The sequence below is a fragment of the Sphingomonas sp. Leaf37 genome, assembly GCF_920939475.1.
Classification (GTDB): Bacteria; Pseudomonadota; Alphaproteobacteria; order Sphingomonadales; family Sphingomonadaceae; genus Sphingomonas.
In genome coordinates, this window is sequence record NZ_CAKLAX010000004.1 from 404,593 (window position 1) to 430,653 (window position 26,061).

At 66.3% G+C, this 26,061-nt stretch carries 25 protein-coding genes, 1 tRNA gene and 1 pseudogene; 16 read left to right on the forward strand and 11 right to left on the reverse strand.

Annotated elements, in window-relative coordinates; all coding sequences use genetic code 11:
- Nucleotides 1-106: 106 nt before the first annotated feature.
- A complete protein-coding gene (locus LRA87_RS15715) occupies nt 107-2,890 on the reverse strand; it encodes a TonB-dependent receptor (RefSeq protein ID WP_230781532.1) in 2,784 nt (927 codons plus the stop codon).
- Between the two features lie 294 nt (nt 2,891-3,184).
- On the opposite strand from LRA87_RS15715, the gene LRA87_RS15720 reads away from it, so the two are divergent.
- From LRA87_RS15720 to LRA87_RS15755, 8 genes are all read left to right on the forward strand, one after another.
- Nucleotides 3,185-3,937 (forward strand): copper homeostasis protein CutC, encoded by a 753-nt coding sequence (locus LRA87_RS15720; protein WP_230781533.1) that lies wholly within the window; start codon nt 3,185-3,187, stop codon nt 3,935-3,937.
- A 97-nt stretch (nt 3,938-4,034) separates the two neighbouring features.
- Nucleotides 4,035-4,772, forward strand: coding sequence for a GntR family transcriptional regulator (locus LRA87_RS15725; protein WP_230781534.1), 738 nt, complete (start codon nt 4,035-4,037; stop codon nt 4,770-4,772).
- A 49-nt stretch (nt 4,773-4,821) separates the two neighbouring features.
- Nucleotides 4,822-5,826: an SIS domain-containing protein gene (locus LRA87_RS15730; protein ID WP_230781642.1), complete on the forward strand. Its 1,005-nt coding sequence runs from the start codon at nt 4,822-4,824 to the stop codon at nt 5,824-5,826.
- Nucleotides 5,823-6,959 (forward strand): N-acetylglucosamine-6-phosphate deacetylase, encoded by a 1,137-nt coding sequence (gene nagA, locus LRA87_RS15735; RefSeq protein WP_230781535.1) that lies wholly within the window; start codon nt 5,823-5,825, stop codon nt 6,957-6,959. The genes LRA87_RS15730 and nagA overlap by 4 nt, the downstream gene beginning before the upstream one ends.
- On the forward strand, nt 6,956-9,850 hold the full coding sequence (gene galA, locus LRA87_RS15740; RefSeq protein WP_230781536.1) for a beta-galactosidase GalA: 2,895 nt from the start codon (nt 6,956-6,958) through the stop codon (nt 9,848-9,850). The genes nagA and galA overlap by 4 nt, the downstream gene beginning before the upstream one ends.
- Nucleotides 9,851-9,942: 92 nt before the next feature.
- On the forward strand, nt 9,943-12,429 hold the full coding sequence (gene ptsP, locus LRA87_RS15745; protein ID WP_230781537.1) for a phosphoenolpyruvate--protein phosphotransferase: 2,487 nt from the start codon (nt 9,943-9,945) through the stop codon (nt 12,427-12,429).
- Nucleotides 12,430-12,431: 2 nt separating this feature from the next.
- Nucleotides 12,432-14,129, forward strand: a complete 1,698-nt coding sequence (gene nagE / locus LRA87_RS15750) for an N-acetylglucosamine-specific PTS transporter subunit IIBC (protein ID WP_443024901.1) — start codon at nt 12,432-12,434, stop codon at nt 14,127-14,129.
- Nucleotides 14,130-14,187: 58 nt separating this feature from the next.
- Nucleotides 14,188-14,261: transfer RNA gene (locus LRA87_RS15755), tRNA-Gly, on the forward strand.
- On the opposite strand, the gene LRA87_RS15760 is transcribed toward LRA87_RS15755, so the two are convergent.
- The 10 genes from LRA87_RS15760 to LRA87_RS15805 all read right to left on the reverse strand — a co-directional run bounded on the left by LRA87_RS15760 (nt 14,227) and on the right by LRA87_RS15805 (nt 19,861).
- Nucleotides 14,227-15,846 carry a recombinase family protein gene (locus tag LRA87_RS15760; RefSeq protein WP_230781539.1) on the reverse strand — a complete coding sequence of 540 codons (1,620 nt, stop codon included), beginning with the start codon at nt 15,844-15,846 and terminating at the stop codon, nt 14,227-14,229. The genes LRA87_RS15755 and LRA87_RS15760 overlap by 35 nt on opposite strands.
- A gap of 93 nt (nt 15,847-15,939) precedes the next feature.
- Nucleotides 15,940-16,398 carry a hypothetical protein gene (locus tag LRA87_RS15765; RefSeq protein WP_230781540.1) on the reverse strand — a complete coding sequence of 153 codons (459 nt, stop codon included), beginning with the start codon at nt 16,396-16,398 and terminating at the stop codon, nt 15,940-15,942.
- Nucleotides 16,395-16,694: a hypothetical protein gene (locus LRA87_RS15770; RefSeq protein ID WP_230781541.1), complete on the reverse strand. Its 300-nt coding sequence runs from the start codon at nt 16,692-16,694 to the stop codon at nt 16,395-16,397. The genes LRA87_RS15765 and LRA87_RS15770 overlap by 4 nt, the downstream gene beginning before the upstream one ends.
- An 8-nt stretch (nt 16,695-16,702) precedes the next feature.
- Nucleotides 16,703-17,146, reverse strand: coding sequence for an ASCH domain-containing protein (locus LRA87_RS15775; protein ID WP_230781542.1), 444 nt, complete (start codon nt 17,144-17,146; stop codon nt 16,703-16,705).
- The gene (locus LRA87_RS15780; protein ID WP_230781543.1) at nt 17,146-17,682 is read right to left on the reverse strand and encodes a hypothetical protein; all 537 of its coding nucleotides are present in this window, start codon (nt 17,680-17,682) and stop codon (nt 17,146-17,148) included. Before LRA87_RS15780 ends, LRA87_RS15775 begins: the two co-directional genes overlap by 1 nt.
- Before the next feature lies 1 nt (nt 17,683).
- Nucleotides 17,684-18,142, reverse strand: coding sequence for a hypothetical protein (locus LRA87_RS15785; RefSeq protein WP_230781544.1), 459 nt, complete (start codon nt 18,140-18,142; stop codon nt 17,684-17,686).
- A 20-nt stretch (nt 18,143-18,162) separates the two neighbouring features.
- Nucleotides 18,163-18,345, reverse strand: coding sequence for a hypothetical protein (locus tag LRA87_RS15790; RefSeq protein WP_230781545.1), 183 nt, complete (start codon nt 18,343-18,345; stop codon nt 18,163-18,165).
- Nucleotides 18,342-18,578 (reverse strand): hypothetical protein, encoded by a 237-nt coding sequence (locus LRA87_RS15795; RefSeq protein ID WP_230781546.1) that lies wholly within the window; start codon nt 18,576-18,578, stop codon nt 18,342-18,344. Before LRA87_RS15795 ends, LRA87_RS15790 begins: the two co-directional genes overlap by 4 nt.
- Nucleotides 18,575-18,901: a hypothetical protein gene (locus tag LRA87_RS15800; protein ID WP_230781547.1), complete on the reverse strand. Its 327-nt coding sequence runs from the start codon at nt 18,899-18,901 to the stop codon at nt 18,575-18,577. Before LRA87_RS15800 ends, LRA87_RS15795 begins: the two co-directional genes overlap by 4 nt.
- 372 nt (nt 18,902-19,273) lie before the next feature.
- Nucleotides 19,274-19,861 (reverse strand): LexA family protein, encoded by a 588-nt coding sequence (locus LRA87_RS15805; RefSeq protein WP_230781548.1) that lies wholly within the window; start codon nt 19,859-19,861, stop codon nt 19,274-19,276.
- A gap of 274 nt (nt 19,862-20,135) precedes the next feature.
- Between LRA87_RS15805 and LRA87_RS15810 the strand changes: the two genes are divergently transcribed.
- From LRA87_RS15810 to LRA87_RS15845, 8 genes and pseudogenes are all read left to right on the forward strand, one after another.
- On the forward strand, nt 20,136-20,723 hold the full coding sequence (locus LRA87_RS15810; RefSeq protein ID WP_230781549.1) for a hypothetical protein: 588 nt from the start codon (nt 20,136-20,138) through the stop codon (nt 20,721-20,723).
- Complete coding sequence (locus LRA87_RS15815; protein ID WP_230781550.1) at nt 20,720-21,001, forward strand: hypothetical protein; 282 nt, start codon at nt 20,720-20,722, stop codon at nt 20,999-21,001. Before LRA87_RS15810 ends, LRA87_RS15815 begins: the two co-directional genes overlap by 4 nt.
- 21 nt (nt 21,002-21,022) lie before the next feature.
- Nucleotides 21,023-21,547 (forward strand): hypothetical protein, encoded by a 525-nt coding sequence (locus LRA87_RS15820; RefSeq protein WP_230781551.1) that lies wholly within the window; start codon nt 21,023-21,025, stop codon nt 21,545-21,547.
- Between the two features lie 8 nt (nt 21,548-21,555).
- Entirely contained in the window at nt 21,556-22,179 is a 624-nt protein-coding gene (locus LRA87_RS15825; RefSeq protein ID WP_230781552.1) for a hypothetical protein, read from the forward strand.
- 6 nt (nt 22,180-22,185) lie between these two features.
- Nucleotides 22,186-23,337: a DUF7146 domain-containing protein gene (locus LRA87_RS15830; RefSeq protein WP_230781553.1), complete on the forward strand. Its 1,152-nt coding sequence runs from the start codon at nt 22,186-22,188 to the stop codon at nt 23,335-23,337.
- Nucleotides 23,338-23,351: 14 nt separating this feature from the next.
- Nucleotides 23,352-23,522, forward strand: a pseudogene (locus tag LRA87_RS15835) (DNA translocase FtsK); the annotation flags it as partial.
- Nucleotides 23,523-23,537: 15 nt separating this feature from the next.
- The gene (locus LRA87_RS15840; RefSeq protein ID WP_230781643.1) at nt 23,538-24,194 is read left to right on the forward strand and encodes a GapR family DNA-binding domain-containing protein; all 657 of its coding nucleotides are present in this window, start codon (nt 23,538-23,540) and stop codon (nt 24,192-24,194) included.
- 24 nt (nt 24,195-24,218) lie between these two features.
- Nucleotides 24,219-25,805, forward strand: coding sequence for a DNA primase family protein (locus tag LRA87_RS15845; protein WP_230781554.1), 1,587 nt, complete (start codon nt 24,219-24,221; stop codon nt 25,803-25,805).
- Nucleotides 25,806-26,061: the final 256 nt, after the last annotated feature.

Genomic DNA, 26,061 nt, shown 5'->3' on the forward strand with positions numbered 1-26,061 from the left:
CAAAAAAAAGACCCCGGCGCTGCCAGAGCAGCGGCCGGGGACGAAGGCCGGAGCGCGCAAGGGGAGCGCGCGCTCTGCGGGGAACCAAAGTGTGTGAACGTCGAACCTACATCCGGAACGATAGCGCCGCAGAGAAGGTGCGGCCGTTCTTGTAGAAGGCGGTCGGACGATCCCTCGTTGCGTTGTACTGCAGATACGTCTCGTCCAGCAGGTTCTGCGCGTTGACGCTGAGGATGATGCCCTTCGTCAGGTTGAGCGAGGCGGATGCGTCCAGCTGGCTGTACGGTGCCACCATCTCGCGCGAGTTGAGACGGCCGATCGTACGGAAATAGGCGGTACGGTAATTGTAGCTCAGTCGCGCCTGGAACGGCCCGCTCTCGAAGTACGGGATCACATTGACATTGTGCTTCGACAGATAGGGCAGGTTGAGCGTCGCGCCGGTCGCATCGACCGAGGACGTCGTGCTGTCCTGATACGTATAGTTCGCCTGAAGTCCGAAACCGCCCCAGATTTCACTCTGGGCAGAGATCAGCGCACCGTTGACCTTCGCCTTGCCGCCGTTGATCGGCTGCGAGACGTTGTAGGTTTCGAGGCGCGCTCGCAGCGAATTGAACAGCTGCGCCGGCGCGATCGTGTTGATGATGTAGTTGCTGATCTCGCGGCGGAACAGCTCGACGGCGACCAGCGAACCGGCGCGCGGATACCATTCCGCGGTCACTTCGTAATTGGTTGATTCGTACGGCTTCAGGTTCGGGTTGCCGCCGCCCGCATCGTTGGTCACGTCGTTCTGCGACACCGATGCGGCAAGATCCTGATAGCGGGGCCGCGAGATCACCTTGGCGACGGCGCCGCGGACGACGAACTGTGGGCTGATCTCGTACGCGATGTTCACGCTCGGCAGGAACTTCAGGTAATCGGTCACCGTGCGGGTCGGCGTGGGGACCGGGTTCGGGTTGGCGATCGTCGTCAGCGACAGCGCATAATTGGATACGTCGCGGGTATAGACCAGACGTCCGCCGATGTTGCCGCGTAGGCCGCCCTGATCGAAATTCGCCTGGGCGTAGCTGGCAGCGACGGTTTCCTTGACCTTCGTCGACGCGCCGACCTTGCTGACCAACGGGCTGTTGATGGCGTTCGCGAGAATGTCGATGACCGACTGTTCGGGCAGGTTGAGGTATTTGGTCGCATTGCCGTTGCCGCCGCTGCCGCTGAACGTGCCGTCGGGGGTGACCAGCGTGGTGACGCCGAGTTGCGCACCGGTCAGCGAGCGTTGCAGATAGGTGTTCACGCCGCGCGCATCGATGCGGTTGACGTGGTCGGTGACGCGGCTGCCGAGCAGGATTTCCTTGAAGGGACCGAAGTTCACCGGGATCGTCGCATCGTAACTGCCGAAGATGTCGCGGTCGGTGGTGACGCTGTAATCGAGCCCGCCGATCTGCGCCGCATTCAGCTGCGTCCCGGCAACGATGACCGGGCGCCCTTCGATCTGCGCCGGATTGTTGTTGGGGTTGGTGAAATAGTTCGCCGGATTGGTCAGATCGCCGGTGAAGTTCACGTCGGCGCTGTTGTTGGTGAAAGCGTAGCTGAACGGCAGCTTGGTTTGCACGTTGAAAAGGTATTCCGGGTTGCGGCCGCCGGTCGCTTTCGACCAGCCGCCGGCGAAGCCGATCTTCGCGCCGTTATCGCCTTCCCAGTCGGCGAACAGATTGATGTTATCGGTTTTCAGCTTGGTACGGCGCACGAGCGTGTCGAGCTGCGCGCTCTGGCTGGTCGCCGCGCCGAAGCTGGCGGCGGTGACGACGCCGTTGCTGATCGTCGCGGATTGCAATTTGTCACCGGTCCATGCGCCGGGAATGGTGTACATCGACTGGCTGTAGTTGTTGTAATTGCCGTCGATGTGCAGACCGTTGAGCGTGAAGGTCAGGTCGCTGGACGGGCGGAACTGCACCGTACCCGACAGGCTCTTGCGCTCGCGCTGCTGCTGGAAATAGGCGTAGTTGATGCCGAACGGCGATGCCGCCCTGTACAGGTCGGCGATCGTGCCGCCGTTGATCGTCGCTCCCGGGCTCTTCAGGCTGAGCGTGCCGTTGGCGGCGCGGTTGACGAAGGGGCTGTTATAGGTGCCGTTCGCATTCGGTGCGGCATTGTCGTAGCCGAAGAACTCGACACCGGCGCGGGTCAGGTTCTGCTTGTCGTAGGTGACGGCAGCGAGGATGCCGAACGTCTCGGCCGCGTTCTTCCAGCTGTAAAGTCCGGAGCCGCGGATGTTCCCCTTGTCCGATCGGTCGTTGTACGAATATCCGCCGGAAGCGAATATCGAATTGGCCGGCAGGTCGAGCGGCCGACGCGTGCGGACGATGACGGTGCCGCCGATGCTGCCCTCCTCGATGCGCGGTTCGGGCGACTTGTAGACTTCCAGCCGGTCGACGAGCTCGGGCGCGAGCAGCGAATAGTTGAAGGTGCGGCTCGACGGATCGTTGTCGTTGCCGCCCCAGTCGGCCGAGGCGAGCGCGTGGCCGTCGAGCAGCATGCGGTTGAGCGCCGGGTCGGTGCCGAGAATGGCGACCTTTTCGCCCTCGCCGAAGCGACGGTCGATGCTGACGCCGGGGATGTGCGACAGCGATTCGGCGACGTTGCGATCGGGGAACTTGCCGACGTCTTCCGCGGTGATGACATCGACGACTGCGTTGGCGTTACGCTTGACGTTGATCGCGTTGCGCAGGGATCCGCGATAACCGGTGACGACGATGTCACCGTCCGCACCCGCCGCATCGGCCTGGGCGGCGTCGCTGCCACTGGGCGCGGTGGTGGTCGGGGCATCCTGCGCATGGGCGGCGCCGGCGAAACCGGCCAGAGCGGTGGTGACGAGGATCGCGTGACGCAGGCGCATAGGACATTCCTTTTCCGGAACATGCCCGGTCGCATGTTCCCCCCAACCCGAAGCTGCCGCGAGGCCGGCGGCAGATGGAGGGCGCGGGCCGTAATCCGGCTCCTGCTTATCCTCCAATGTGCATACGTATAACCAATGCAAGCCCAATGGCCTATAAAAAATTGTCATAATTGTATTTTGATGAGTACCAAAGGGGGCGAGAGGTAAGCTTCTGTCTTGTAAGTCTCCTCTCGCGATCGGATGGTGTGTGGATCACTCGTCTGCCCCGCGCCCAACCTTTTTGAGGCAACCATCATGCCCGGACTGATTACCCTCGAGATTTGTGTCGAATCACCGGCAGGTGCGGCGGCGGCCATCGCCGGAGGTTGCGATCGACTCGAACTATGCTCGGCGTTGGCGCTGGGGGGGCTGACCCCTTCGGCCGGTCTGGTCGCAGCGGTGCTCGACCTGGCGAGGCCGGCGGGGGTGCCGGTGCGCGCAATGGTGCGGCCCCGGCCGGGCGGTTTCGACTATGATGCCGATGATCTGGCGATGGCGGCGGCGGAAGCGCGGGCGCTGGTCGCCGCCGGCGTGCAGGGGCTTGTATTCGGCGTCACCGACCATGGCAGCTTGGCCATCGATGCACTGCGCGACTGGATCGCCACACTCGGTGAGAGGCGACCCGCGCTGACCCTGCACCGGGCGATCGATGTGCTCGACGATCGCGTGATGGCAGTGGAGCAGGCGGTGGATCTCGGTTTCGACCATATCCTGACATCCGGCGGGGCACGCGATGCGCCGTCCGGGGCGGCGACGATTGCGCAGATGGTCGCGCGCGCGCATGGGCGCCTGACCGTCATGGCCGGAGCGGGAATCACCCCGGGAAACGTCGTCGATCTGATCGCGGCGACCGGGGTGACGGCGGTGCACGGATCGGCCGGCACGACGCCCGATGATATCGGCGACGATCCCCTCGGCTTTGGTCCTGCGCCACGTCAGACCAGCGAAGCGATTGTCGCTGCGCTGCGGCGAGCGATTGACGACAAGTCCAATCTAGGACAATTGTAGGGCGTGGTGTCCCATGGCCCCACTGGCGCTGTTCTGCTGCGCGTGGCACCGGTTACCTTGCCGGTAACGATGCGTCTGGCAGGCGAGGGAGTCGACGATGAGTTTCGTGAGCAGGGTAGGGCGATTCCGTACCGACAATCCCTCGCCGCTCTATTTGCAGCTGCAACAGCTCATCCGCGACGCGATCGGTGGCGAGGTGATCACGCGCGGCGATGCGATTCCCGCCGAGCGTGATCTCGCGGTGGATTATAGCGTGTCGCGCATCACCGTGCGCAAGGCGATCGAGGGGCTGGTCGAAGAGGGTCTGCTGACCCGGCGTCGCGGCGCGGGCACCTTCGTTGCCGGCCGCGTCGAGAAGAATTTCAGCAAGCTGTCGTCGTTCACCGAGGACATGATCGCACGCGGCCGAGTGCCGAGCAGCGCATGGATCTCGCGCAACATGGGCACGGTCAGCCCCGAGGAATCGATGGCGCTGGCGTTATCGCCGAGCGCACCGGTATACCGGTTCCAGCGGCTGCGCTTCGCCGACGAGGTGCCGATGGCGCTCGAGCTGTCGACGATCGCCGGTTTCTGCCTGCCGTCGCTGGAGGCGGTCGATACCTCGCTCTACGCCGCGCTGACCGATGCGGGGCATCGCCCGGTACGTGCGTTGCAGCGTCTGCGCGCGGTGCCGTTCGGCGGCGATCACGCGCGGATGCTCGGCGTCGATCCGGGTTCCCCGGGCTTGCTGATCGAGCGGCGCGGCTTCCTGCGCGACGGGCGCGCGGTCGAATTCACCCGATCCTATTACCGCGGCGACAGCTACGATTTCGTGGCCGAGCTCGCCGATACCTGAATACCGCCAAGGGGGGCCAGTGACCATCGAGACCACGACGGACACGCTGATGCGTGCCGAGACACTGGAAGCGGGCGCCACCGTCGCGCGATTGCTGGAGCGGAACGGCGCAGCGCTGCACGCGCTCGGCGCGCGGTTACGGGCCGGCGCGCCCGACGTGGTCGTCACCTGCGCCCGCGGATCGTCGGATCATGCGGCGATGTATGGCAAATATCTGATCGAGACGATGGTCGGCGTGCCGGTGGCCTCCGCGGCGCCGTCGGTGGTGTCGCTGTTCGACGCCCCGGTGTCGACCCGCCGGGCGCTGTGCATCGCCATCTCGCAATCGGGCCGCAGCCCCGACCTGCTCGCCACGGTCGAGGCGCATGCCAGAGCCGGAGCGGAGGTTGTGGCGCTGGTCAACGACGAGACGTCGCCGCTGGCCGATATGGCGGACACGCTGCTGGCGCTGAGCGCCGGGCCGGAGCGATCGGTCGCGGCGACCAAGTCGTGCATTGCGGCGATGGCCGGACTGGCGGCGATCGTGGCCGCATGGTCGGGCGATGCGGCGTTGCAGGCGGCGGTCGAGACATTGCCGGCGCAGCTGGACGAAGCGGTCATGCTCGACTGGAGCGCCGGCGTCGAACCGCTTGCCGATGCGACGCAGATGTTCGTGATCGGTCGTGGCTATGGCTTCGGCGTCGCGCAGGAATGTGCGCTGAAGCTGAAGGAGACGTGCCAGGTGCAGGCGGAGCCGTTCAGCGCTGCCGAGGTGCGGCACGGACCGATGGCCATCGTCGGGGAAGGCTTTCCGGTGCTGGCGCTCGCGACCAGCGATGCGGCGGGTGACGACGTGATGGCGGTGGTCGATACCTTTGCCGGGCGCGGTGCCGCGGTGCTCGCGGCGCATGCCGGTGACGATCGCGCGGTGCTGCCGGCATTGACGGCGCACCCGGCGGTGCAGCCGATCCTGATGCTGGCGAGCTTCTATGGCCTTGCGGAAGCCTTGTCGCGACGGCGCGGGCTCGACCCCGACACGCCGCCGCACCTCGCGAAGGTGACGCGGACGCTATGAGCGAGGCGCATCGGTTCGCCAACGGTCACGTCGTCGTGGCCGGAGAGGTGTGGCGCGGCGCGGAGATCGTCGTCACCGGTTCGCGCATCGCGAGCATCCGGCCGCTGGACGAGGATGCGGGCGACGCGATCGATCTGGAGGGCGGCTGGGTAATGCCCGGCTTCGTCGATACGCAGGTCAACGGCGGCGGCGGGGTGCTGTTCAACGACGAGACCAGCGTGGACGGCATCGCGGCGATCACCGCGGCGCATGCGCGCTACGGCACGACGGCGCTGTTGCCGACGCTGATCAGCGACTCGCCGGACCGGATCGCGCTGGCGCTCGACGCCGTGGATGATGCGATCGCGGCGGGCGTGCCGGGCGTCGTCGGCGTGCATATCGAGGGGCCGTTCCTGAACGTCGCGCGCAAGGGCATCCACGATGCCGGCCGCTTCCGCCTGCTCGACGAGTCGATGGTCGCGTTGCTCGCCCGGCCGCGACGCGGCGTGGTGATGGTGACGCTGGCGCCCGAGCTGGCACATCTCGACGATATCGCACGGCTGGCGCGGACGGGTGTGCGGGTGAGCGCCGGGCATAGCGAGGCGACGTACGACGCCGCATTGGCGGCGTTCGATGCCGGCCTGTCGGGGATCACCCATCTGTTCAATGCGATGCCGCCGATGGTGCAGCGGACGCCGGGGCTGGTCGGGGCCGCGCTCGACGATCCGCGGCCATGGTGCGGGCTGATCGTCGACGGTGTGCATGTCGCGCCCGCGGTGCTGCGCATCGCCCTGCGCGCGCGCGGGGTCGACCGGATGATGCTGGTCACCGATGCGATGTCGTCTGTGGGCGCGGAGACCAAGGACTTCGTGCTGCAGGGCCGCCAGATCCGCGTCCGCGACGGCATCTGTTCCTACGAGGATGGCACGCTGGCCGGATCGGACCTCGACATGGCGGCGGCGGTGGCGAACGCGATGGGGATGCTCGGCGTCGAACCTGCGGTCGCGGCGCGTATGGCGGCAGGCAATCCGGCCGAATATCTGGGGCTGGCGGCGGAGCGGGGCACGCTCGCCGCCGGCCTGCGGGCGGACTGGGTGCGATTGACCGCGGCGATGATCCCGGTCGCGACATGTATCGGGGGAATACAGGCATGACGATCGACCGGCGGCAGCTTCTGGGTTCCGCCGGTGCCGGTCTGGCGTTGGGGTTGCCGGGCCCCGTGCTTGCGGCGAGTGGTTCCACCTACGGCGCGCTGCCGATGCCTGCACCGGGGCAGGCGCTGCCCGATCCGCTGCCGGTGACCGATCCATCGCGGATCGGCTTCGACACCGGCTGGCTGTTCCACGAGGGCGACGTGATCGTGCCGCCGTCGACGACGCACGAGGAAACGTATCTGCGGGCCAAGGCAGGCAACGCGCGTGGTGCTGCGGCGATGGACCATGACGACAGCGACTGGCCGGGCGTCACGCTGCCGCACGACTGGGCGAGTTTCCAGCCGTTCGTCGAAAGCGCCAATCCGTCGCAAGGCTATCGACCGCGCGGGATCGGCTGGTATCGGCGCACCTTTCGCCTCGAGGATGCGGCCCGCGGCAAATATCTCGAGCTGCAGTTCGACGGGATCGCGACCAACGCTACCATCTGGGTCAATGGCAGTATCGTTGCGCACAATTGGTCCGGCTACAACAGCGTCTACATCGACATAACTCCCTTTGCCCGCTTCGGCGACCGGACCAACGTCGTCGCGATCCGCGTCGATGCCGATGCGATGGAGGGCTGGTGGTACGAAGGCGCGGGCCTGTACCGCCATGCCTGGCTCGCCAAACGGTCGCCGGTCTCGATCGTCACCGATGGCGTACATTGCGATCCGCGTGTGAGCGATGTCGGCTGGTTCGTCCCGGTGACGGTGACCGCGCGTTCGATCGAGGCTGCGGCGGTCAGTGTGGTCGCGGTGGCCAGCCTGATCGATCCGGACGGGCGGACGATGGCGACGGTGCGCAGCGAGCCGGTGGTGGTGCCACCGCTGGACACGGCGACGTTGCGGGCGACCATCGAGGTCGCTGCGCCGAAGCGCTGGTCGGTCGAGATACCGACACTCTATACGGTGGCGGTTTCGCTGGAGCGGGATGGGGCAAGCGTCGATGCGCGGCGGGTGGAGGTCGGGTTCCGTACGATCCACTTCGACGCCGACAAAGGTCTGCTCGTCAACGGTTTTCCGGTGAAGCTGAAGGGCGTGTGCGTCCATCTGGACCATGCCGGGGTGGGCGCGGCGGTGCCGGATGCGTTGCTGCAATGGCGGCTGGAACGGCTGAAGGAGCTGGGCTGCAACGCGATCCGCTGTTCGCACAACGCACCGGCCACCGCATTCCTCGACCTGTGCGACCGGATGGGGTTCCTCGTCATGGACGAGAACCGGAACTTCAATCCCGCGCCCGATTATATGGCGCAACTGGAATGGCTGGTACGGCGCGACCGCAATCACCCGAGCGTGATCCTGTGGTCGGTCTTCAACGAAGAGCCGATGCAGGGAACGTCGGCAGGCGTGCAGATGGTGCGGCGGATGGCGGCGGTGGTGAAGCGGCTGGACGACGGTCGGCCGGTGACCGCAGCGATGAACGGGTCGTTCTTCAATCCGGAAAACGTATCGAGCGTGGTCGATGTCGTCGGCTTCAATTATTATCCGGGCGACTACGACAAATTCCACGCGCTCAACCCCCGCAAGCCGATCACCAGTTCGGAAGATACCAGTGCGTTCATGACGCGCGGCGCGTACAGGACCGACAGCGCGACGCATGTCATATCCTCGATGGACGAGGATGCCGCCGGCTGGGGCGAGACGCATCGCAATGGCTGGGCAAAGATCGCGAAGCGGCCGTTCGTTGCAGGCGGGTTCGTATGGACCGGGTTCGACTATCATGGCGAACCGACGCCGCACGCGTGGCCGACCATCTCCAGCTTCTTCGGCATCCTTGACCTTTGCGGGTTCCGCAAGACCGCGTATGACATCCACCGTGCAGGCTGGATCGACGACGTGCCGGTCGTCGGCATTGCGCCGCACTGGACGTGGCCGGGCCGGGAGGGGCAGGCGGTGCCGGTGCTGATAACGAGCAACGCGGAACGGATCGTCCTGAAACTGAACGGACGTATCGTCGGCGATGCGGCGGTCGACCGGTTGATGGGGAACGGCTTCACCGTGCCGTACGCGCCGGGCACGCTGGAGGCGATCGCCTATCGCGGCGGACGCGAAGTGGCGCGGGCAGGGCATGAAACGGCGGGTCCGCCGGTGGCATTGCGGCTGACGCCGGCACGGCGCGTGATGGCGGGCGATGGCGAGGACGTCCAGCCGGTCACGGCCGACGCAGTCGATGCGCGCGGGCGGCACGTACCGACCGCCAACTTGCCGGTGCGTTTCACCGTACAGGGCGCCGCTATCATCGGTCTCGGCAATGGCGACCCCAACAGCCACGAGCCGGAAAAGGGTGATGCCCGGTCGTTGTTCAACGGATTGGCGCAGGCGATCGTACAGGCGGCTGCGGGCCCGCGCGCAACGATCGTGCTGCGAGCGACCGCGGCGGGGCTGGCGCCCGCTACGCTGCGCATCGATCGTACGGCCCGACCGCCCCGAGCGCAGGTTGCGACGGCGGTGGCGGTGCAGGCCGTCGACGGATGGCGGCGATCGCCGTTGCTGCCAAACCGGCCGGAGGCGACGTTCGCACCGGCGGATGGCGACAACAACAGCTGGGCCTTCGTCCGCAGCGGTACGGCCACCCCGGCAGAAACGGGTGCAGGCTGGCAGGCCTATCGCGCGCGGGTCACCCCGATGCGGGCGATCGCCGCGCGAGGCGGGAAGATCATGTTCGCCGGGATCGCCGGTCGTGCAGAGCTGTGGGTCGACGGGCGCCGGCTGGCAACGAAGAGCGCGCCCGCGGTCGGGCCGATCGAGGCGGCGTTGCCTGCCGCGGCCGGGGAGCGCACGCTGGTGCTGATCGTGCAGCCGGTGCCGGGCGAGCCTTCCGGGATCGTCCGACCGGTCACGATAACGCGCTGATCGACGAATGCCCTAAAATGGTATGCAATAGGTATTGTATACTATCGAGCGGTCGATAGACTGACGTGACGGTGACCGGGGGACTGCGGCAAATGACGGACGTACAGCTGGTGGCGCCGCTCGCGGGATGGGTCCTGCCGCTGACGGCGGTGCCCGATCCCGTCTTTGCCGGGGGCATGATGGGACCCGGGCTGGCGATCGATCCGACCGGCGATACGCTGCATGCCCCCTGCGATGCGGTCGTACTGACCGTGCATGCCGCGGGTCACGCGGTGACGCTGGACGTCGGCGACGGCGTTTCGCTGCTGCTGCACGTCGGGATCGATACCGTAGCGATGAATGGCCGCGGGTTCACGCCGCTGGTGGCCGTGGGCGCGCGTGTACGGGCCGGCGAGGCTCTGATCCGCTTCGATCTCGATCTGATCGTACGGACTGCGACGGCGGCGGTGACGCCGGTCATCCTGATCGAGGGCGGGGCAGCGCTGACCGATGTGGCACCCGAAGGATTGATCGCGATCGGTGCGCCGGTCGCCCGGCTGGTCGGCCGCGGCGACATGGAAGCGAAAGCCGTGACCGGCGAGATGATCGTCCGTGACGCGATCGTCGCGCTGGCGCATGGCCTGCACGCTCGCCCCGCCGCGCGGATCGTCGCCGCCGTACGCGCCAGCGGTGCCGAGGTGACCGTCCGCCATGGCGACCGCTCCGCATCCGCAGCCAGTCCCGTCGGCTTGCTGTCGCTGGGCCTCGCCCACGGCGCCGCGGTGACACTGGAGGCGCGCGGCGCCGGCGCCGGACAGGCGATCGAAGCGATCGTCGCATTGCTGCGGATCGATACGGATGCTGCACCGCAGGCCGTGCCCGTCGCCGCCCGCCCGCCGGTCATGCCTGCGATCGTCGACGCAGGCGCATTGGCCGGTGTGTCCGCAGCGCCCGGGCTGGCGATCGGACCGGCGTGCTGGCTGCGCGTCGCCATGCCCGATGTGCCGACGTCCGGCGAGGGGGTGGCCATCGAACGGGATCGGCTAGCGGCCGGATTGGCGGCGGCATCGACCACGCTGTCCGAAGCCTCCGCCGCCGGCCTGCTCGGCGGCGTGCTGACGGCGCATCGCGCGATCCTCGACGATCCGGACCTGCGCGCCCATGCCGATGTCGCCATTGCCGATGGCATGTCTGCGGCAGCGGCGATCATGACCGCTGCGGAAACGCAGGCCGCCCGGCTGCGCGCCTCCGGCAACGCCCGCATCGTCGAGCGCGCCGACGATATCCGCGACGTGGCGCTCCGCGTGGTGCACGCGATCATGGGTACGAAGGCCGCGTCGCTGTCGATCCCGCAGGGCGCGATCGTCCTGGCCGACGACCTGCTGCCGTCGCAACTCGCGGCGATCGAGGCTGGACGGGTAGCGGGCTTCGCCGTGGCCGGGGGTGGGCCGACATCGCACGTCGCGATCCTCGCCGCAGGCATGGGCGTGCCGATGGTCGTCGCGCTCGGCGCGGCCATCGACGACGTGGCCGATGGAACGACGCTCATCCTCGATGCGGATGGCGGAACCTTGATGATCGATCCACCCGCGGAGCGCCTTGATATCGCACGCGCGGCGATCGCGCTTCGGGAAGCCGCCGAAGCACGGGCGCGCGCCGCGGGCGATCAGCCGGCGATGATGGCCGGGGGGGGATCGATCGCCGTCTACGCCAATCTGGGATCGATCGCCGATGCCGAAAGCGCGGCGACGGCGGGCGCGGAAGGGTGCGGGCTGCTGCGGACCGAATTCCTGTTTCTGGAGCGGGCGAGCGCTCCGGACGTGGAGGAACAGGCGGCCGACTATCGTGCCATACTTGCAGCGCTGCCGGACCGGCCGATGGTCATCCGTTTGCTCGATATCGGCGGCGACAAGCCTGCGCCCTATCTGGCGATACCAGCGGAGGAAAATCCGGCGCTCGGCCTGCGTGGCATCCGCGTCGCGCTGGCCCGGCCGGAGGTGCTCGAGACGCAGCTGCGCGCGATCCTGTCGGTGCCGGACATCGGTCGCTGCCGGATCATGGTGCCGATGGTCGCCAACATCGACGAGATGATCGCGGTACGCACGATGCTCGACCGTTTGCGTGACGAAATGGGGATCGGGTCCGTGCCGCTGGGCGCGATGATCGAGACCCCCGCGGCGGCAGTCACTGCGGACCTGATCGCCCGCCACGCCGATTTCCTGTCGATCGGCAGCAACGACCTGACGCAATATGTCCTTGCGATGGATCGCGGCAATCCTGCGGTCGCGGCCGGAATCGACGGTTTGCACCCCGGCGTGCTGCGGCTCATCCAGACCTGCTGTGGCGGCGCGGCGGTGGTCGGCGTGCCCGTCAGCGTCTGCGGCGGCCTCGCGGCCGACCCGCTGGCGGTGCCGATCCTGATCGGGCTGGGCATCCGCACCTTGTCGGTGCCGCCGGCTCGCATCCCCGCCACCAGGGCGCTGATCGCCACCCTGCGCCTGTGCGATGCCGAGGATCACGCCGCGGCCGTCCTCGCCGCCGCGACCGCCGCGGAGGTCCGCGCGCTGGCCCGAACGTTCGCACAGGAGATCTGCCGATGACGATGCAGCGCTGGTCGCCCATGACCTTCCTCCAGCCGCTCGGTCGGGCGTTGATGCTGCCGATCGCGGTGCTGCCGATCGCCGGACTGCTGCTCCGTCTGGGACAGCCCGATCTGCTCGATATCGCCTTTCTCAGCGCAGCCGGGGACGCGATGTTCGCCAACCTCGGCCTGTTGTTCGCGGTGGGTGTCGCGACCGGTTTCGCCCGCGACGGTAACGGCGCAGCTGCGATGGCGGGCGTCGTCTGCTATCTCGTCGCGATCAACGGTGCGCAAGTCTTCCTCGATATACCCGCCGCCACCCTCGCCGATGTCCCGCAATCGCTGGTGGCGGGGGTGTCGACGGCATGGAAGGCGGCGGCGATCGATCGGCTGGAGGTGCCGGTCGGCATCGTCTCCGGCCTCGTCGGGGGGGCCTTCTACAACCGGTTCGCGACGCTGAAGCTGCCCGATTATCTCGCCTTCTTCGGCGGGCGGCGGTTCGTGCCGATCATCGCCGGGGTTGCCGGCCTTGCCATCGCGCTGGTGCTCGGGCTCAGTTACGGACCGATCAACGCCGGCATGGACGCGCTCAGCGCAGGCGTGGTCGCTGCCGGTGGCTTCGGGCTGTTCGCGTTCGGGGTGCTCAACCGGTTGCTGCTCGTGACCGGGCTGCATCACATCCTCAACAACGTCGCCTATTTCGTCGTCGGCGATTATCAGGGCAAGACGGGCGATCTGACGCGGTTCTTCGCCGGCGATCCGACCGCCGGCGGCTTCATGAGCGGATTCTTCCCCGTCATGATGTTCGGCCTGCCCGCCGCCTGCCTCGCCATGTATCACGCCGCCGCGCCCGATCGTCGCAAGGCGGTCGGCGGCATGCTGTTCAGCCTCGCGCTGACGTCGTTCCTGACCGGGGTGACCGAACCTATCGAGTTCAGCTTCATGTTCCTCGCGCCCGTGCTGTACGCGATCCACGCGCTGCTGACCGGCGTTTCGGAGGCGCTGATGAACGCGCTGGGCGTGAAGCTCGGCTATGGCTTTTCCGCCGGGCTGTTCGACTATGTCCTGAACTACGGCAAGGCGACCCGGCCGCTGATGCTGATCCCGGTCGGCGCGGCCTATGCGGCGATCTATTACGGCCTGTTTCGCTGGGCGATCGTGCGCTTCGATCTGCCGACGCCGGGCCGCGAGGCGCTCGACGCCGCCGCCCCGGCACCGGTCGTCGCCGCCGATGCGAAAGCCGCCGCCTTCGTCGCGGCACTCGGTGGGCCGGCCAATCTGCGTGCGATCGACGCCTGCACCACACGATTGCGCCTTGCCGTCGTGGATGCCCAGGCGATCGACGAGCCGCGATTGCGACAGCTTGGCGCACGCGGCGTGCTGCGCCCTTCGGCAACATCCGTGCAGGTGATTGTGGGCGGGATCGCCGACGGTCTCGCGATGGAGATGCGGGCGGCGATGACATCGGATGGCACCGCGCCGCCCGCGATGCCCCCCGCGGCGCCGGCGACTACGGCGACCACGATGACGAGCGTACCCGATGCCGTGATCGACGCTCTGGGAGGCGCCGGCAATATCGGTGCGACGACCCGCCACGGCGATCGGCTGCGCGTCGTGATCGCCGATCGCACGCTGGTGGACGACGACCGGCTCGCGACCGGCCTGCGTGCCGCCGTGTGGGTCAAGGATGATACGCTGCACCTGCTGATGCCGGCATGACGCGCAACCCCCTTGCATCCCCGCACCGCTCCGTTTACCCGCCGGACACCGCGACCACGCGGGTGTAGCTCAATGGCAGAGCAGAAGCTTCCCAAGCTTACGACGAGGGTTCGATTCCCTTCACCCGCTCCACCACAACAGTACGTTCACGTGGAGGCGGCATAGCGCCGGACAACGCGAGCATCGCCGCGAGGCGTCCCTCCACAGCGATATCCACACCTCGGCCGGTTTCGGCAGGCGTCAGCACGATCCGATCGATCATCTTGCGCAGCGTCGGGATAGCTTCGTCGCGGGTGTAAGGGTCGGCGAGCTTGGCGTTGAGGTCGTCGACATTGCGGCGGTAGTCCGCCGCAATCGTCGGGTGCAACGCAATCACCGGATCGGCATCGATGTCCTGAAGCTGCTCGGCCGCGTCCTCCCGCTCCGACCGCGCCTGCTGCATCGCGTCCTTGATCTCGGCAAACTCAGCCGCCCCAGTGGCGATAGCAGCGACTAGGCGCTCGATCCGCCCCGTGGCGTCGGTCAACCGCTTTTCCAGCCGGGCGCGCTCCCGTCGGTTGTCGCTGGCGCGTTGCGCGTAATGCTCGTGATATTCCTTCACGTAGACGGCCACGACGTCGGGATCGAGCATCTGTTCGCTCATCCCGGCGATCACCCGCGCTTCGAAGGTGCTGGTCATTACCTTCCTGTTGTTCGAGCAAGAGCCGTCGTTGGTGTAGCGGGCGCATCCCCATTTCTCGCCGGAGATGACGATCCAGCTGCTGCCGCATACGCCGCATACACCAAGTCCGGACAGCATGCGGCGCGGGCGGACGCACTTTGTCGGGCGAATGCCCTGATACGATGCACGGCGTTCTTGCGCCGCATGCCATGTGGCGTCGTCCAGAATGCGAAGATGCGGCACCCGCTCGACCTGCCACTCGGCCGGCGGGTTGGTTCGGATGCGAACCTTGCGCGTCATCGGCTCGACGATCTTGCTGGTCCGGTTGTGCACGATCTCGCCAACGTAAAGCCGGTTGAGCAGGATGCCGTTGCCGCGTTTGGCGTCGCCCTGGATGGTCGACGCCCGCCAGTGTGACCCGCGCGGGCCGGGGATGCCCTCGGCCGCGAGCCGGCCGGCGATGGTGCGGGCGCTCTTTCCCTCGGCGAACTCGCGAAAGATGCGGCTGACGATCGAAGCCTGTTCCTCATCGATCTCGCGCAGCCCACGGACCGGGCGGCCGTTGGCATCGATCTTGTTCGCGGTGCGATAGCCATAGGCAAGGCCAGCGGGGCTGCGGCCCGCCGATACGGTGCCGCGCTGGCCCCGCTTGATCTTTGCGCCCAGTTCCTTGCGGAACTGCGCATCCATGAGGCCCTTGATGGTGCCGGTAAGCTGCGTCACCTCGCCGTCACTCAAGGTGAAGAGGCGGGTGCCGACATAGGCCAGCCGTTCGCGGATTGCGAAGCTGTCGCCTTCATGACGCGCGATGCGATCTGTTGATTCAGTGAGCACCTGATCGATGCCGCCGCCCTCGACAGCCGCGAGCAACGCCGCCAAGCCGGGGCGCTGGGCCTCGCCGATGCCGGCGGCACCGCTGATTGCATAATCGGTGAAGACGTCGACAATTGGCCAGCCCTCACGGGTGGCGCGGTCACGGCATACCGCGACCTGATCGTCTATTGACCGGCTATTCTGTAGCTGGCTGCTGAAGCGGGCGTAGATGACGGTCCGCACGGTCGTTTCCTTTGGCTCGGCGCTCGTCATAGTCCCGGTTCGCCTGCGCGCGCGCAAGAGCGCGGACGAACTCAATGAAGATCGGGTCGTGCTTCATGCTGCTCTCGCGAGCGCCTTGCAGGCGGCCGATCGCTCGACGTCAACGATGTGGACGATCCAAGCCGCGCCGGCATGCGTCCGCTGGTGCCAAGCGAGCGCCTCGAACAGGTCGGCCAGCTGCGCGGCGGCTTCGTCGGCCGGCTTCCGCTTGGCGATGGCACGCTGCCGCTCGGCCGCGCGCGTGATCTCGGCCGCGAGTTCGAAGTTGTACGCGCCGAATCGATCGGTGCATTCGTCAAACTGAGGGCAGGGCGGCCATGCCTTGTCCATGATCCAGCGCCACTGCTCGACGATGCACCGGGTGAGGTGAAGACCGCGATCAGCGTCGGCCGGCGTGATCTTTCCCGCCTCGATCGCGGCCGGATATGCGGCCTCGCGTGTGCGCAGCAGGTTTATGGCGGCCCGCGCGCAAAGGTGCCGATGCTGGGGGGCGGTAAGGGCCGAGGCGATCAATTCGCCTGTCCCTTGTCGATAATCATTAGCGCGCATTGCAGCCACGCAAAGTCGAGCGTCTTGTGCAGCCCCTCACGAACGGCGTCCGTGGGTTCGTTACCGTGGATGGCGTAGGAAAGCTGAACGATCGCCATGATCGCTCCGACCATGATTGCGGGCTGATCGCTTCCTGTCCTGGGCATCTTCTTGAGCCGCTTGACGAGATACTCAGTGAAGGCGAGCCGCTCCCGCTCACACATTGCGTCGTGGACGTCTTGCGGATCAAACGGTCCCCAGTTGGAGGTGTCGATGTTCATGGGCCGGCTCACAGGAGCCGCCCGAGCGTCTGAACGTGGGACGCGAGGCCTAGCAGCTCGTCGGGAACTTCGAAGAACCCCTGCGCCCCACGGAACGAGATCGGCTCTGCAAGCGCGACGATATCGTCGAGCAGCCAGCCGAAGCGACCGGGGCCATAGTTGCCGAATGCTTCCTCCATCGGACTTATGCCGCGGCGCAGGATGTCCTCGCTACGATCGCACCGCACGAGACGACAGGTGGCGACGATCGCGCCGAGGGGTGGCTCGGCAAGGCGTGGATCGTAGGCGCGGGCGAAGCTGGCGGCATCGTCCCGCTCGGCACCCGTCCAGCGTTTTGCCGCATGGATGGCCAGCGGCCCGGTGAACCGCGCCGGCCAGTGCCGGGTTTCGATACGCTTCAGGCCAAGCGCCACAGCGGACGCCCATGGCTGCCAGAGTGAGATCGCGCGCATCAGTCGACCGTCGCAACGTCGTTGCGCTCCAGCCACTGGTCGCGGCTATCACCGAGACGGCGGTCCATCTGCTCTTCGGTTTCCGGCCAGAGGTGCATGTCGTGCACGAGGCGCTCGTAGACTTGTCGCCACCAGCTGCTGATCGCCCGGTCGGGATGCTTGTATCCAACGATCTCGACCGCGTGCAGCAAGTGCAGCTGGAAGTGGTGCGGGATGGCGTCCAATTCACGCAGGTACGCCGCGACAATCTCGTCCATCGACAGCCGCCAGTCACTGCTGAACAAAGCGAAAAAGCTCGGTCCAGTAAAAGACCCGCCGCCCGCATCGTATGGGGTCGACAGAACAGCGCGGTCCATTGCCGACAGCAGAACGCAACGGCGATACCAGCGCAGGAGCATCTTCGTCGGGCCATACTTCGGCACGCCGTCAGGGCCGCGGATGGCGGTGAGCAGCACAGTCTGCTGCATCATCGTGAGGCTTGACACCCACGGTTGCAGGACCGTGGCGGGCGAGTTCGTGCTTTCGGGTATGTTCACGTCAGGCCTCCCAATGCTGAAGTTCGACGTCGACGAACTCGTGGGCGGTCTCGCGATCCCACTGGTGATCCGGATGGCCGAACGGCACGCCGATCATGTCGAGCGTGGCATCGTAGGTCGCGAGTGCATGGGCCATCGCCTCGGTCCGCGTCATGGTGTTGATGCGGATGCCGAGGAATCGGCGACTGGTCCGCCGACGGAAGCGCTTCGCCATGTCGACGACGAAGCCAAAGACATCGGCGATCATGTCACCGGGGATCGGCCTTGGATGCCGGGCGCCTTCAGCGAACGCCTCGCGCACGATGGCGGCGATCCAAATTTGGCCGTCGTCATGTAGGCAATCCCATTCACACGACGCAAAGGCGGCGAGCACAGGCTGACTGTCCACGATCCGCGCGGCCGCCCGATACTCTGCTTGAGTCGGCAGAACGAAGGGCGGCAGCGGAGTGGCGAGTTCCAAGGGCGTGCAAGATGCGCTCATCAGGCGGCCCTCCGCTCTTGGCGAAACTCGACGTACCGTTCGCGGTACAGCAGCTGCTCCAACCGCCTGCTCTCGTCATCGGTCAGTGCGCGTTCGCGGCTGATCGCGTCGAGGCGGGCGATCTCCTTGCGGCGCGGGGCGTGGCGATCAATCAGCGCCTCGTACCGTTTCGGGGCGGTCATGGCAGCACCGCCTGCACGGCAGCGCCGAGCGCGTTGAGAGCGAACTCGCGGCTGGCGATGCCCGGGCGACTGATGACCAGCGCGGGCCGAGCCGGGACGTTGCGCTCCAGCCGCTTGGCGGCGGCCTCGGCGCAGCCAAGGATGCAAAAGTCGCGGTCCAGCGCTTTGATCGTGCGTCGCTGTCCGACAGACAAACGCGAAGCGATCGTGCGGGGGTCGGTATCGCCGATCACCACTGCCACCTCGTCGCGGCCGTGACGGCCGCCGGCAGGATGACGTAACCGACGATACCGAAGACAGTGACCGTGCAGGTGGCGTTGAACAGCCTGTCAGCGCCACTGAGCACCCGGCGCCGTGCGATGCGAAGGCGGATCGGCAGCGGATTGGCCCTCCGCAAGCGGCGGACCGTCTTGCTTAGTTGTGCGTGGGTCGGCTGTCCCGACAGGCGCGGCGTCGCATCGAAGCGCGATGCAGGCGGACGATGGCCGAGCTGCTCGTAGAAGCGCGCGAGCGACGCGTCAGCCTGATCGCGGCTGGGGAGATGTGAAAGCGGCACGGTGTGCTCCCATCCGGGCGGGATGCCCTGATGAGGCTTATGTGCGATACTCGCACTACTTTCGTCAATTAAAATCGGTGCGACTATCGCACATAGGCGTTAGCGACTTGCGGATGTTCTTTGTCTGTTCCTACAAAGCGGCGTGAGGCGTGGGAGTGAGTCGTTGAGCCACAGGGTCATCCACTGGTACCGAGCGACATCGTTCAACGAGCCAGTTGCCCCTTGGCGAGACTCCCTCAGGGAGGTGCGCCGTGACCTAATCCAGCGGCACCTAGGCTCCTACGATGAATATGGCTGCTTCTTTGTAACGGTCCCCGGTGGCATGCAGCGCCGCAGCGCTTGGGTGCCATTCGAGGAACCTCTGCCGGCCGTTCAAGCGCGGCGGGCAACCCAGCTGACCCGGCCGACCATTGTGAACACGTCCTCGCCCCCAAGGAGGATTTCACGGTGATCCGGGTTGCTCGATAGAGGTACCAGTCGTGCTGGATCGTTCACGAATTCCTTAAACGTCGTTTCGCCCTCAGCGTTAGCAACTACGTACCGTCTTCCGGGATAAAGCGCCTTGTCGTCAGGATCGACGACTGCCACGCCACCCTCCGGCGCGAGCAAGTTCATCGAATCGCCAACGATTTCTAACCCGAAGGCGTTGGCAGAGATATTAGAATCGAAGGCAGGCATCTCGTCTATTGGTCGACGAACGGCCTCTCGCCACGTGCTGGCGGCAACCTCGCCAATGATAGGTATCATGCGCACCGGCCGCGCTGGCGTCGTGATGACCGGACCGCGCAGCACCTGAACGATGCGCATCATCTCCGCCGCCTTGAACTGCCTCGTACCGGATAGCGCCTTAGATACCTTGTTCGGCTCTATTCCGATTGCGTTCGCAAGGTGGCTCACGCGCATGCCGCGTTCATCCATTCGCGCGCGGATTTCCTCGATTTCCATAGGCACGATATCCATTCCGCCTTGGACCGCGCCGGTGCGATAAACGCAAATTCGTTTATCGCACAAAAAAGCTTGATCCGGATGTGCGAATATCGCACTGATCGGCCTATGGACGCTTTCGCTAACGCTTTGATCGACGGCATAGGGGGAACCTACGCTGTTTCTCGCCTGTCGCAGGCCTCGCCATCCACGGTGCATGCTTGGAGGCGCATAGGTCTGCCGCCCTCTCGCCTGAACCATCTGCGTCGCATCGTGCAAGACGAATGTCCCTCGGTGGATGTCGCAGCGATTGCCGCAGCGCACGGTGTTGAGCTTCCACCTATTGGCGATTCTGCAGCTGCGTCACCGAGAAGTTCGGATGCCGCTTCTCAGTCTTCGAGCGCAATCGTGGCCGATGCTTAACTCACCGGCCGACATGGCGCGGGGGCGGCGTCTCAAGATCGCTTTTGGCGAATTGGTGCGGCTGGTCGGCGACGATGCCGATGCTGCGAACATATCGCGCGTAAGCCGCCCGACGATCGCCCGCTACCGGTCATTGTCACCGGCGGACGCCGATTTCTTCGCGCCGATCGACGTCGTCGCCGATCTTGAGCGAGTTGCCGGATCACACCCTGTGACGCAGCTGCTCTGCCAGATGATGGGCGGAACGTTCGTCGCCGAACCTGATGCACCAGCAACCGATGAAAGCCTGCTCGCTGCGATGTCACGGCTTCATGGCGAGTTCGCAGAGGTCACCGCCACCGTATGTACCGGCCTTGCCGATCGCCACTGGTGCGAGGGCGATGCGGCTGCGTGCGTCAGCCAGTTGGACGACGTAATCCGCGTCGCCGTTCAAATGCGGGCGCTTGCCCGTCACACCGAAGGGAACCCGAAATGATGAAGATTCATCTGCCGGCCGTCGTGCCGAACGAAGGCGCACGCCTGCTCGCCCGTCGTATCACCGCCGCTTATCGCGGCAACCTGCCGCTCGCGTGCCGCAGCATGCAGGTCCCGGTCACTACGCTCCAGCGGCTGGTCAACGGCGAAATCGTGCCGGGAGAGGAACTCGTCGCCGACGTTTCCCGCGCGACGCAGGGCACCATTCAGCGTCACCACTGGCGTCAGGACCCGCTCGGCGGGTGGCTCGACGCCGTCAACATCCAGCACGCCGCGTAAGCCGGCACCGGGGGAATATTCATGGCTAAGTTGGCGGGATCTTCCGCACTCCGACCAGTCGCGCATGCGATCGACGTTGACGACGTCGAACACTGGGTCGCGTCGGCCGAGGTCGGGGCGGAACTCGTCTATGCCTGGGGGCTGTCACCCCCGCGGGACCGCGCTGCGTGGGTTCGCGCCCGCGAACTGTTCGAAGAAGGCGAGGTGCGGCTGCACGATCGTCGTCGGCCGACCAACGACCGCGAATGGTACATGGTGAAGCGCGCGATGATGGTCGGTGGGGATGCCGCACCGGTCATCGCCGATCCGGTGGCTGAAACAGAAGAGGCGGCGGTGCTGCGCATCCTCCGCCGGCACGTCCGGCTCGGCCTACCGTGCGGGACGAACGCGGAAATCGGTCGGCAGGTCGAAATGACCGCCGCGCAGGTTGCTTATCGCATCCGCCTGCTGCGGGCAGCCCGGCTGATTTCAATGGAGGAACGCGGGCCGGGCGAGCGTCGCATCTGTACGATCAGCGGGCGATCGACGCCGGCCGGCCGGCTCTGACGGGCTGCATGTCGAACCTCAAACCCCTGTCGGTCTCCGCGGGGAGCGCTTTCTCGCGCGCTCAGACCGACGACCCGATCAACCGCGAGACGCACGACTTCTATCCAACGCATCCGGGTGCCACCAAAGCACTGCTGACCGTCGAACGGTTCGACGGATCGATTTGGGAGCCTGCCTGTGGGGACGGCGCGATGTCTCGCGTCCTCGAAACGACGGGGCAGCCGATCGTCAGCACGGATCTGATAGACCGCGGTTACGGCGAGGGCGGGCGCGACTTCCTGATGGAGTGGGCGCCGCGATCGGAACACATCGTTACGAACCCGCCGTTTCGCTGGGCGATGGAATTCGCCGATCGCGCGCTGCTGCTGACGCGCCAGCCCGGCGGTAAGGTGGCGCTGTTCCTGCGCCTCGCATTTCTTGAAGGGCTAGAGCGGCAGCGCTGGTTTGCTGGCACCCCGCTCGCGCGGGTCTGGGTCATGTCACGGCGGGTGCCGATGCAGCGCGGGCGACTAGCCGACATGGACAGCAGGGAAGAAGCGCGCGGCGGGGTGATCGCCTTCGCTTGGTTCGTTTGGGAACACGGCCACACCGGCGGCCCCGCGCTAGGTTGGCTCGACTGGAAGGCGGCCTAGGCTGCCATGAACCCAAATCCCGAAAGCCTGTTTGAGCGCGCTCGAAAGGTCTCGCCGGCCGATGTCGCGCGTGGCCATGGTGCCAAGCTGCGCAAGTCTGGCACGAAGCGGTCGCGCGGCACCTGCCCGATCTGCCAGAGCGGCGATGCCTTCCTCGCCGATGAGCAGGGGCCGATCTGGCATTGCTTTTCCTGCGGGGAGACCGGCGACGCCGTTGCCCTTGAAATGGAACTCGGCGGCCACCCTGATCGTGTCGCTGCCGCTCGCGTGCTGGCCGGTGACGCTGATCGCGTGGTGCAGGAGCGGCCGCGACGGCAGCGGGTCGAGCAGCCATCGGAGGTTGTCGAGAGCGGGATCGTCGCTGCATACATCGTCGACAACATGGTGCCGGCGCCCGGCACGATCGTCGAAGCATGGCTGGCCGCCCGCGGGATCGAGGTCGCGCGCGTTACATGCGCGGTCGAGCGTCTGTTCTTCATGCCGCGTTGTCCGGCCGCCTCATGGCGGATCGACCGCGGCCCGCTTGCAGTGATCCATGCGCCCGCGATGATCGCGCCTCTGCGAACGTCTGTCGACGGCCCGATCGTTGGCATCCACGCGACCTACCTGTCGCGTGATGGTCGACGGAAAGCTGCCTTTGGCACGCTGCCGGACGGGAAGCCGCGGCCGTCGCGCAAGATGTGGGGGCAGGCGCGGCGCGCTGCGTGCTTCCTCGGCGAAACCGATCGCGTCGGCCCTCCGGTCACGGTTGCAGGCGAAGGCGTGGAGACGGTGCTGTCTTACGCGGCCGACCTCCCGTTGCCCGCGCGGCCGCTGGCGCTGCTCAGCCTGGACAACCTTCAAGGGCGGGCGGTGCGCGATGACGAAGGTGTGGTGCCGCTGTGGAACCTGCGTAGCGATCCGGAATCGCCGCCCTTCACCATTGCCAATGCCGGTGAGGTCCATCTGCTGATCGATGCGGACATGCGCCCGGTGACGATGCGGTGTCAGCTGGCGCGGCGGGGTCTCCGCGACAAAGTTCGGATCGACGGCCTCAAGCGCGCGGAAATTTGCGCGACCCTAGCTGCGCAGGCGTGGCGGCGGGTCGGGGCGGCACCGGTGCGTACCTATCGCGCGCCCGCCGGCATGGACTTCAACGATCTGGGGAGGGCCGCGTGACCGACGACGAAGCGTTGTATCAGCGCGCGGCCGCATTGGTGCTGGAGCATCAGAAAGCCTCGACGAGCTGGCTCCAGCGGCAGCTACGTATTGGCTACAATTCTGCGGCTCGCATGATCGAGCGTATGGAAGGGGAGGGCTATGTCAGCCGTCCCGACCATGTCGGCCGGCGTGAGGTGTTGCGCCCGCCCTCGGCGACCATGCCGGGGTCAAGCGTCGTCCTCGCTCCCGACGTGCCGGCTTGGGAGCGAAACGCCGGCAAGTATGACCGGCCGAGTAGCGCGGTGCCCTCCGCCGATGACGCGCCCACCGTGGCAAGCCTGCCCAGCGATGCTCCGCGCGAGACAGTGACAGTGCCGCCCCCGACGATCGAACCGGAACAGGCGGCACTGGCCGCGCAGCTGGTCGCCGCGCTGGGACTGGATGGCGCGCGGCGGACGGTCCGGGCCGCGGCCGAGGCGCAGGGTGTGATCAAGCCGACGCGGTCGGCCGATGGCAAAGCCTCCCACCTCGAGCAAATCGTGGAACGGCTGGAGAGCCTTTTCGCGGATCGGGACGATATCAATCAGACCGTCCGCGACGTCATGAAATTCGCCAAGGATATCGGCTTAATGCCCTCTGAAATCCGGGGGTGCATCGCCGACCGGGCGGCTGACCGCGACAAGCGGTTTGAACGTGAGGCCACGCGGACGGTCTACCGCCATGCGCTGAGCATCGAAGACCCGGATTTTGCAATCGAACTGCCCGCGCCCGTCGCGCTGCCGCCTCCCAAGGGGCGGAAGCTGACGGCGAAAGAGAAGGCATATCAGGAAACACTCGCATCGGTCGCCGCCAGTCGCGCGATGTCGATCCAGTAAGGGAACATGGCAGTGGGGGAAGTCGTGAAGCGGGCCGTCCTGATGGTGACGGTCGATCCGCTGGCGCTATGCTGGCGCGAATTGTCGGACCTCGGCAACGCGGAGCGCCTAGTGGCGCACGCCGGGGGCAAGTTGGTGCACGTCCGCGAATGGGGCTGGGTCGCCTACAACGGCCACCGCTGGTCCGCCGAGGACGGGCAGCGGCTGGCGATGCTCAAGACGCACGAGGTCGCGCGCGGCATTCGCGACGAGATCGGCGCGCTGGCCGAGGTGCCTGACGAAGAACTAAAAACCCGCTTCGGCGAGTGGTGCACGACCGAGCGCCGGCAGGACAGGGTCATCAACCTGCACAAGCATGCGGTGCAAACCGGCAATGCCAGCAAGGCCACGGCCATGCTCGCTCAGGCGCAGACGCTCGACGAACTCAACCGGAGAATGGACGACTTCGATAGCGACCTGCTGGTCGTCAACACCGCCAACCGGACCCTACGGTTCCGCCGGAACAAGGATGCACCGCAGGGCGAGCGGTGGCGCATCGTCGAAGCGCCGCATGACCCGGCCGACCACCTGACGCGCGCGATGACGTGCGACTACGACCCGAAGGCCGAGGCGCCGGGTTGGCTCGCGCATTTGGCCACCGTTCTGCCCGATCCCGACGTGCGGGCCTATTTCCAGCAGGTGATTGGCTATGCGCTTTCCGGCCTGACGGTCGAGCAGTGCATGTTCATGCTTCAGGGCAAAGGTGGCGACGGCAAGTCGACCACGATGAACATCCTGCGCGAGTTGATGGGCGGCTATGGCGTCGCGGCCGACGTGCAGACGTTTATGGCGGCCGGGCAGCGGTCCGGCGCAGACGCGACGCCCGATCTTGTCCGGCTGGCCGGCGATACACGGCTCGTCTGTACGCAGGAGCCGAAGCGCGGGTCGGCGATAGACGAGCAGCGCATCAAGCAATTCACCGGCGGCTCACCGATACAGGCTCGCGCCAATTATGGCGACGCTTTCGAATTCAAGGCGCGCGGCAAGCTGTTCATGGAGTGCAACAGCCGGCCGCGCATCTCTGGCGACGACGACGGCATCTGGCGGCGTATCGTCATCATCCTGTTCCCGCATCAGTTTAAAGGTACGGCGATCGACAAAGGCGTAGAGCAGCGTCTGCTCGCGGAAGGTCCGGGCATCCTCAACTGGATGCTGGAAGGCCTGCGCCAGTGGCTGGAGGTCGGCCGCCTCGTGCAGCCGCAATCGGTGGCTGAGGCCGTGGAGGAGTATCGCCGTTCGGCAAACCCTTTTGGCGAATGGATGGCTGGCCGCGTCGACATTTCGGACCCGAACGTCCTGACGCTCTCAAGCTCCCTCTACAATGACTACAAGGCATGGTGCGAGGCCGAGGGCGTCGGCGATCGGGACATGATGAACAGCACGGCGTTCGGCCGCGCGCTCGGCGACCGGCAAATCCTGCTGGGGCCGAAGGACGGGAAGGGCCTGAAACGGCGCCGTGGCGCGCGACTGCGGGCAACCGACGCCCCGTTGACCCCTGCCGGCGATGCCGGCGCCAGCGCGCCCCTCACGGCCGACGACGGCGGCTATGACCCATTCGAGGATATTCCGTGAGGCACCACCGGCCACGTCGGATCAGGCGACGGAACGGATAGTCTACGGACAGTTGGGCTAGACTATCCGTAATTAGAAGGCGCGGCGGATCGCAATGCGCAAACAGGAGGGAAGGTCAAGATGAAATATCAAACGATGAGCGGATAGCAACTGTCCGGCTGTCCGTAGACTGTCCGTATCTGTAACCCCCGGAAAACCGTGAGTTACGGATAGTACGGATAGTACGGATAGCTGCGTAAAGACCTTTCCATATATG

Excerpts from the sequence above, each read along its gene's own strand:
- LRA87_RS15770 (WP_230781541.1), bottom strand. The coding sequence starts at position 16,694 with ATGAACATCGACACCTCCAACTGGGGACCGTTTGATCCGCAAGACGTC.
- ptsP (WP_230781537.1), top strand. The coding sequence starts at position 9,943 with ATGACGGACGTACAGCTGGTGGCGCCGCTCGCGGGATGGGTCCTGCCG.
- LRA87_RS15730 (WP_230781642.1), top strand. The coding sequence starts at position 4,822 with ATGCGTGCCGAGACACTGGAAGCGGGCGCCACCGTCGCGCGATTGCTG.
- LRA87_RS15840 (WP_230781643.1), top strand. The coding sequence starts at position 23,538 with ATGCCGGGGTCAAGCGTCGTCCTCGCTCCCGACGTGCCGGCTTGGGAG.
- nagE (WP_443024901.1), top strand. The coding sequence starts at position 12,432 with ATGCAGCGCTGGTCGCCCATGACCTTCCTCCAGCCGCTCGGTCGGGCG.
- LRA87_RS15775 (WP_230781542.1), bottom strand. The coding sequence starts at position 17,146 with ATGCGCGCGATCTCACTCTGGCAGCCATGGGCGTCCGCTGTGGCGCTT.
- LRA87_RS15790 (WP_230781545.1), bottom strand. The coding sequence starts at position 18,345 with ATGACCGCCCCGAAACGGTACGAGGCGCTGATTGATCGCCACGCCCCG.
- LRA87_RS15725 (WP_230781534.1), top strand. The coding sequence starts at position 4,035 with ATGAGTTTCGTGAGCAGGGTAGGGCGATTCCGTACCGACAATCCCTCG.
- LRA87_RS15830 (WP_230781553.1), top strand. The coding sequence starts at position 22,186 with ATGAACCCAAATCCCGAAAGCCTGTTTGAGCGCGCTCGAAAGGTCTCG.
- LRA87_RS15820 (WP_230781551.1), top strand. The coding sequence starts at position 21,023 with ATGGCTAAGTTGGCGGGATCTTCCGCACTCCGACCAGTCGCGCATGCG.
- galA (WP_230781536.1), top strand. The coding sequence starts at position 6,956 with ATGACGATCGACCGGCGGCAGCTTCTGGGTTCCGCCGGTGCCGGTCTG.
- LRA87_RS15805 (WP_230781548.1), bottom strand. The coding sequence starts at position 19,861 with ATGGATATCGTGCCTATGGAAATCGAGGAAATCCGCGCGCGAATGGAT.
- LRA87_RS15715 (WP_230781532.1), bottom strand. The coding sequence starts at position 2,890 with ATGCGCCTGCGTCACGCGATCCTCGTCACCACCGCTCTGGCCGGTTTC.
- nagA (WP_230781535.1), top strand. The coding sequence starts at position 5,823 with ATGAGCGAGGCGCATCGGTTCGCCAACGGTCACGTCGTCGTGGCCGGA.
- LRA87_RS15720 (WP_230781533.1), top strand. The coding sequence starts at position 3,185 with ATGCCCGGACTGATTACCCTCGAGATTTGTGTCGAATCACCGGCAGGT.
- LRA87_RS15825 (WP_230781552.1), top strand. The coding sequence starts at position 21,556 with ATGTCGAACCTCAAACCCCTGTCGGTCTCCGCGGGGAGCGCTTTCTCG.
- LRA87_RS15815 (WP_230781550.1), top strand. The coding sequence starts at position 20,720 with ATGATGAAGATTCATCTGCCGGCCGTCGTGCCGAACGAAGGCGCACGC.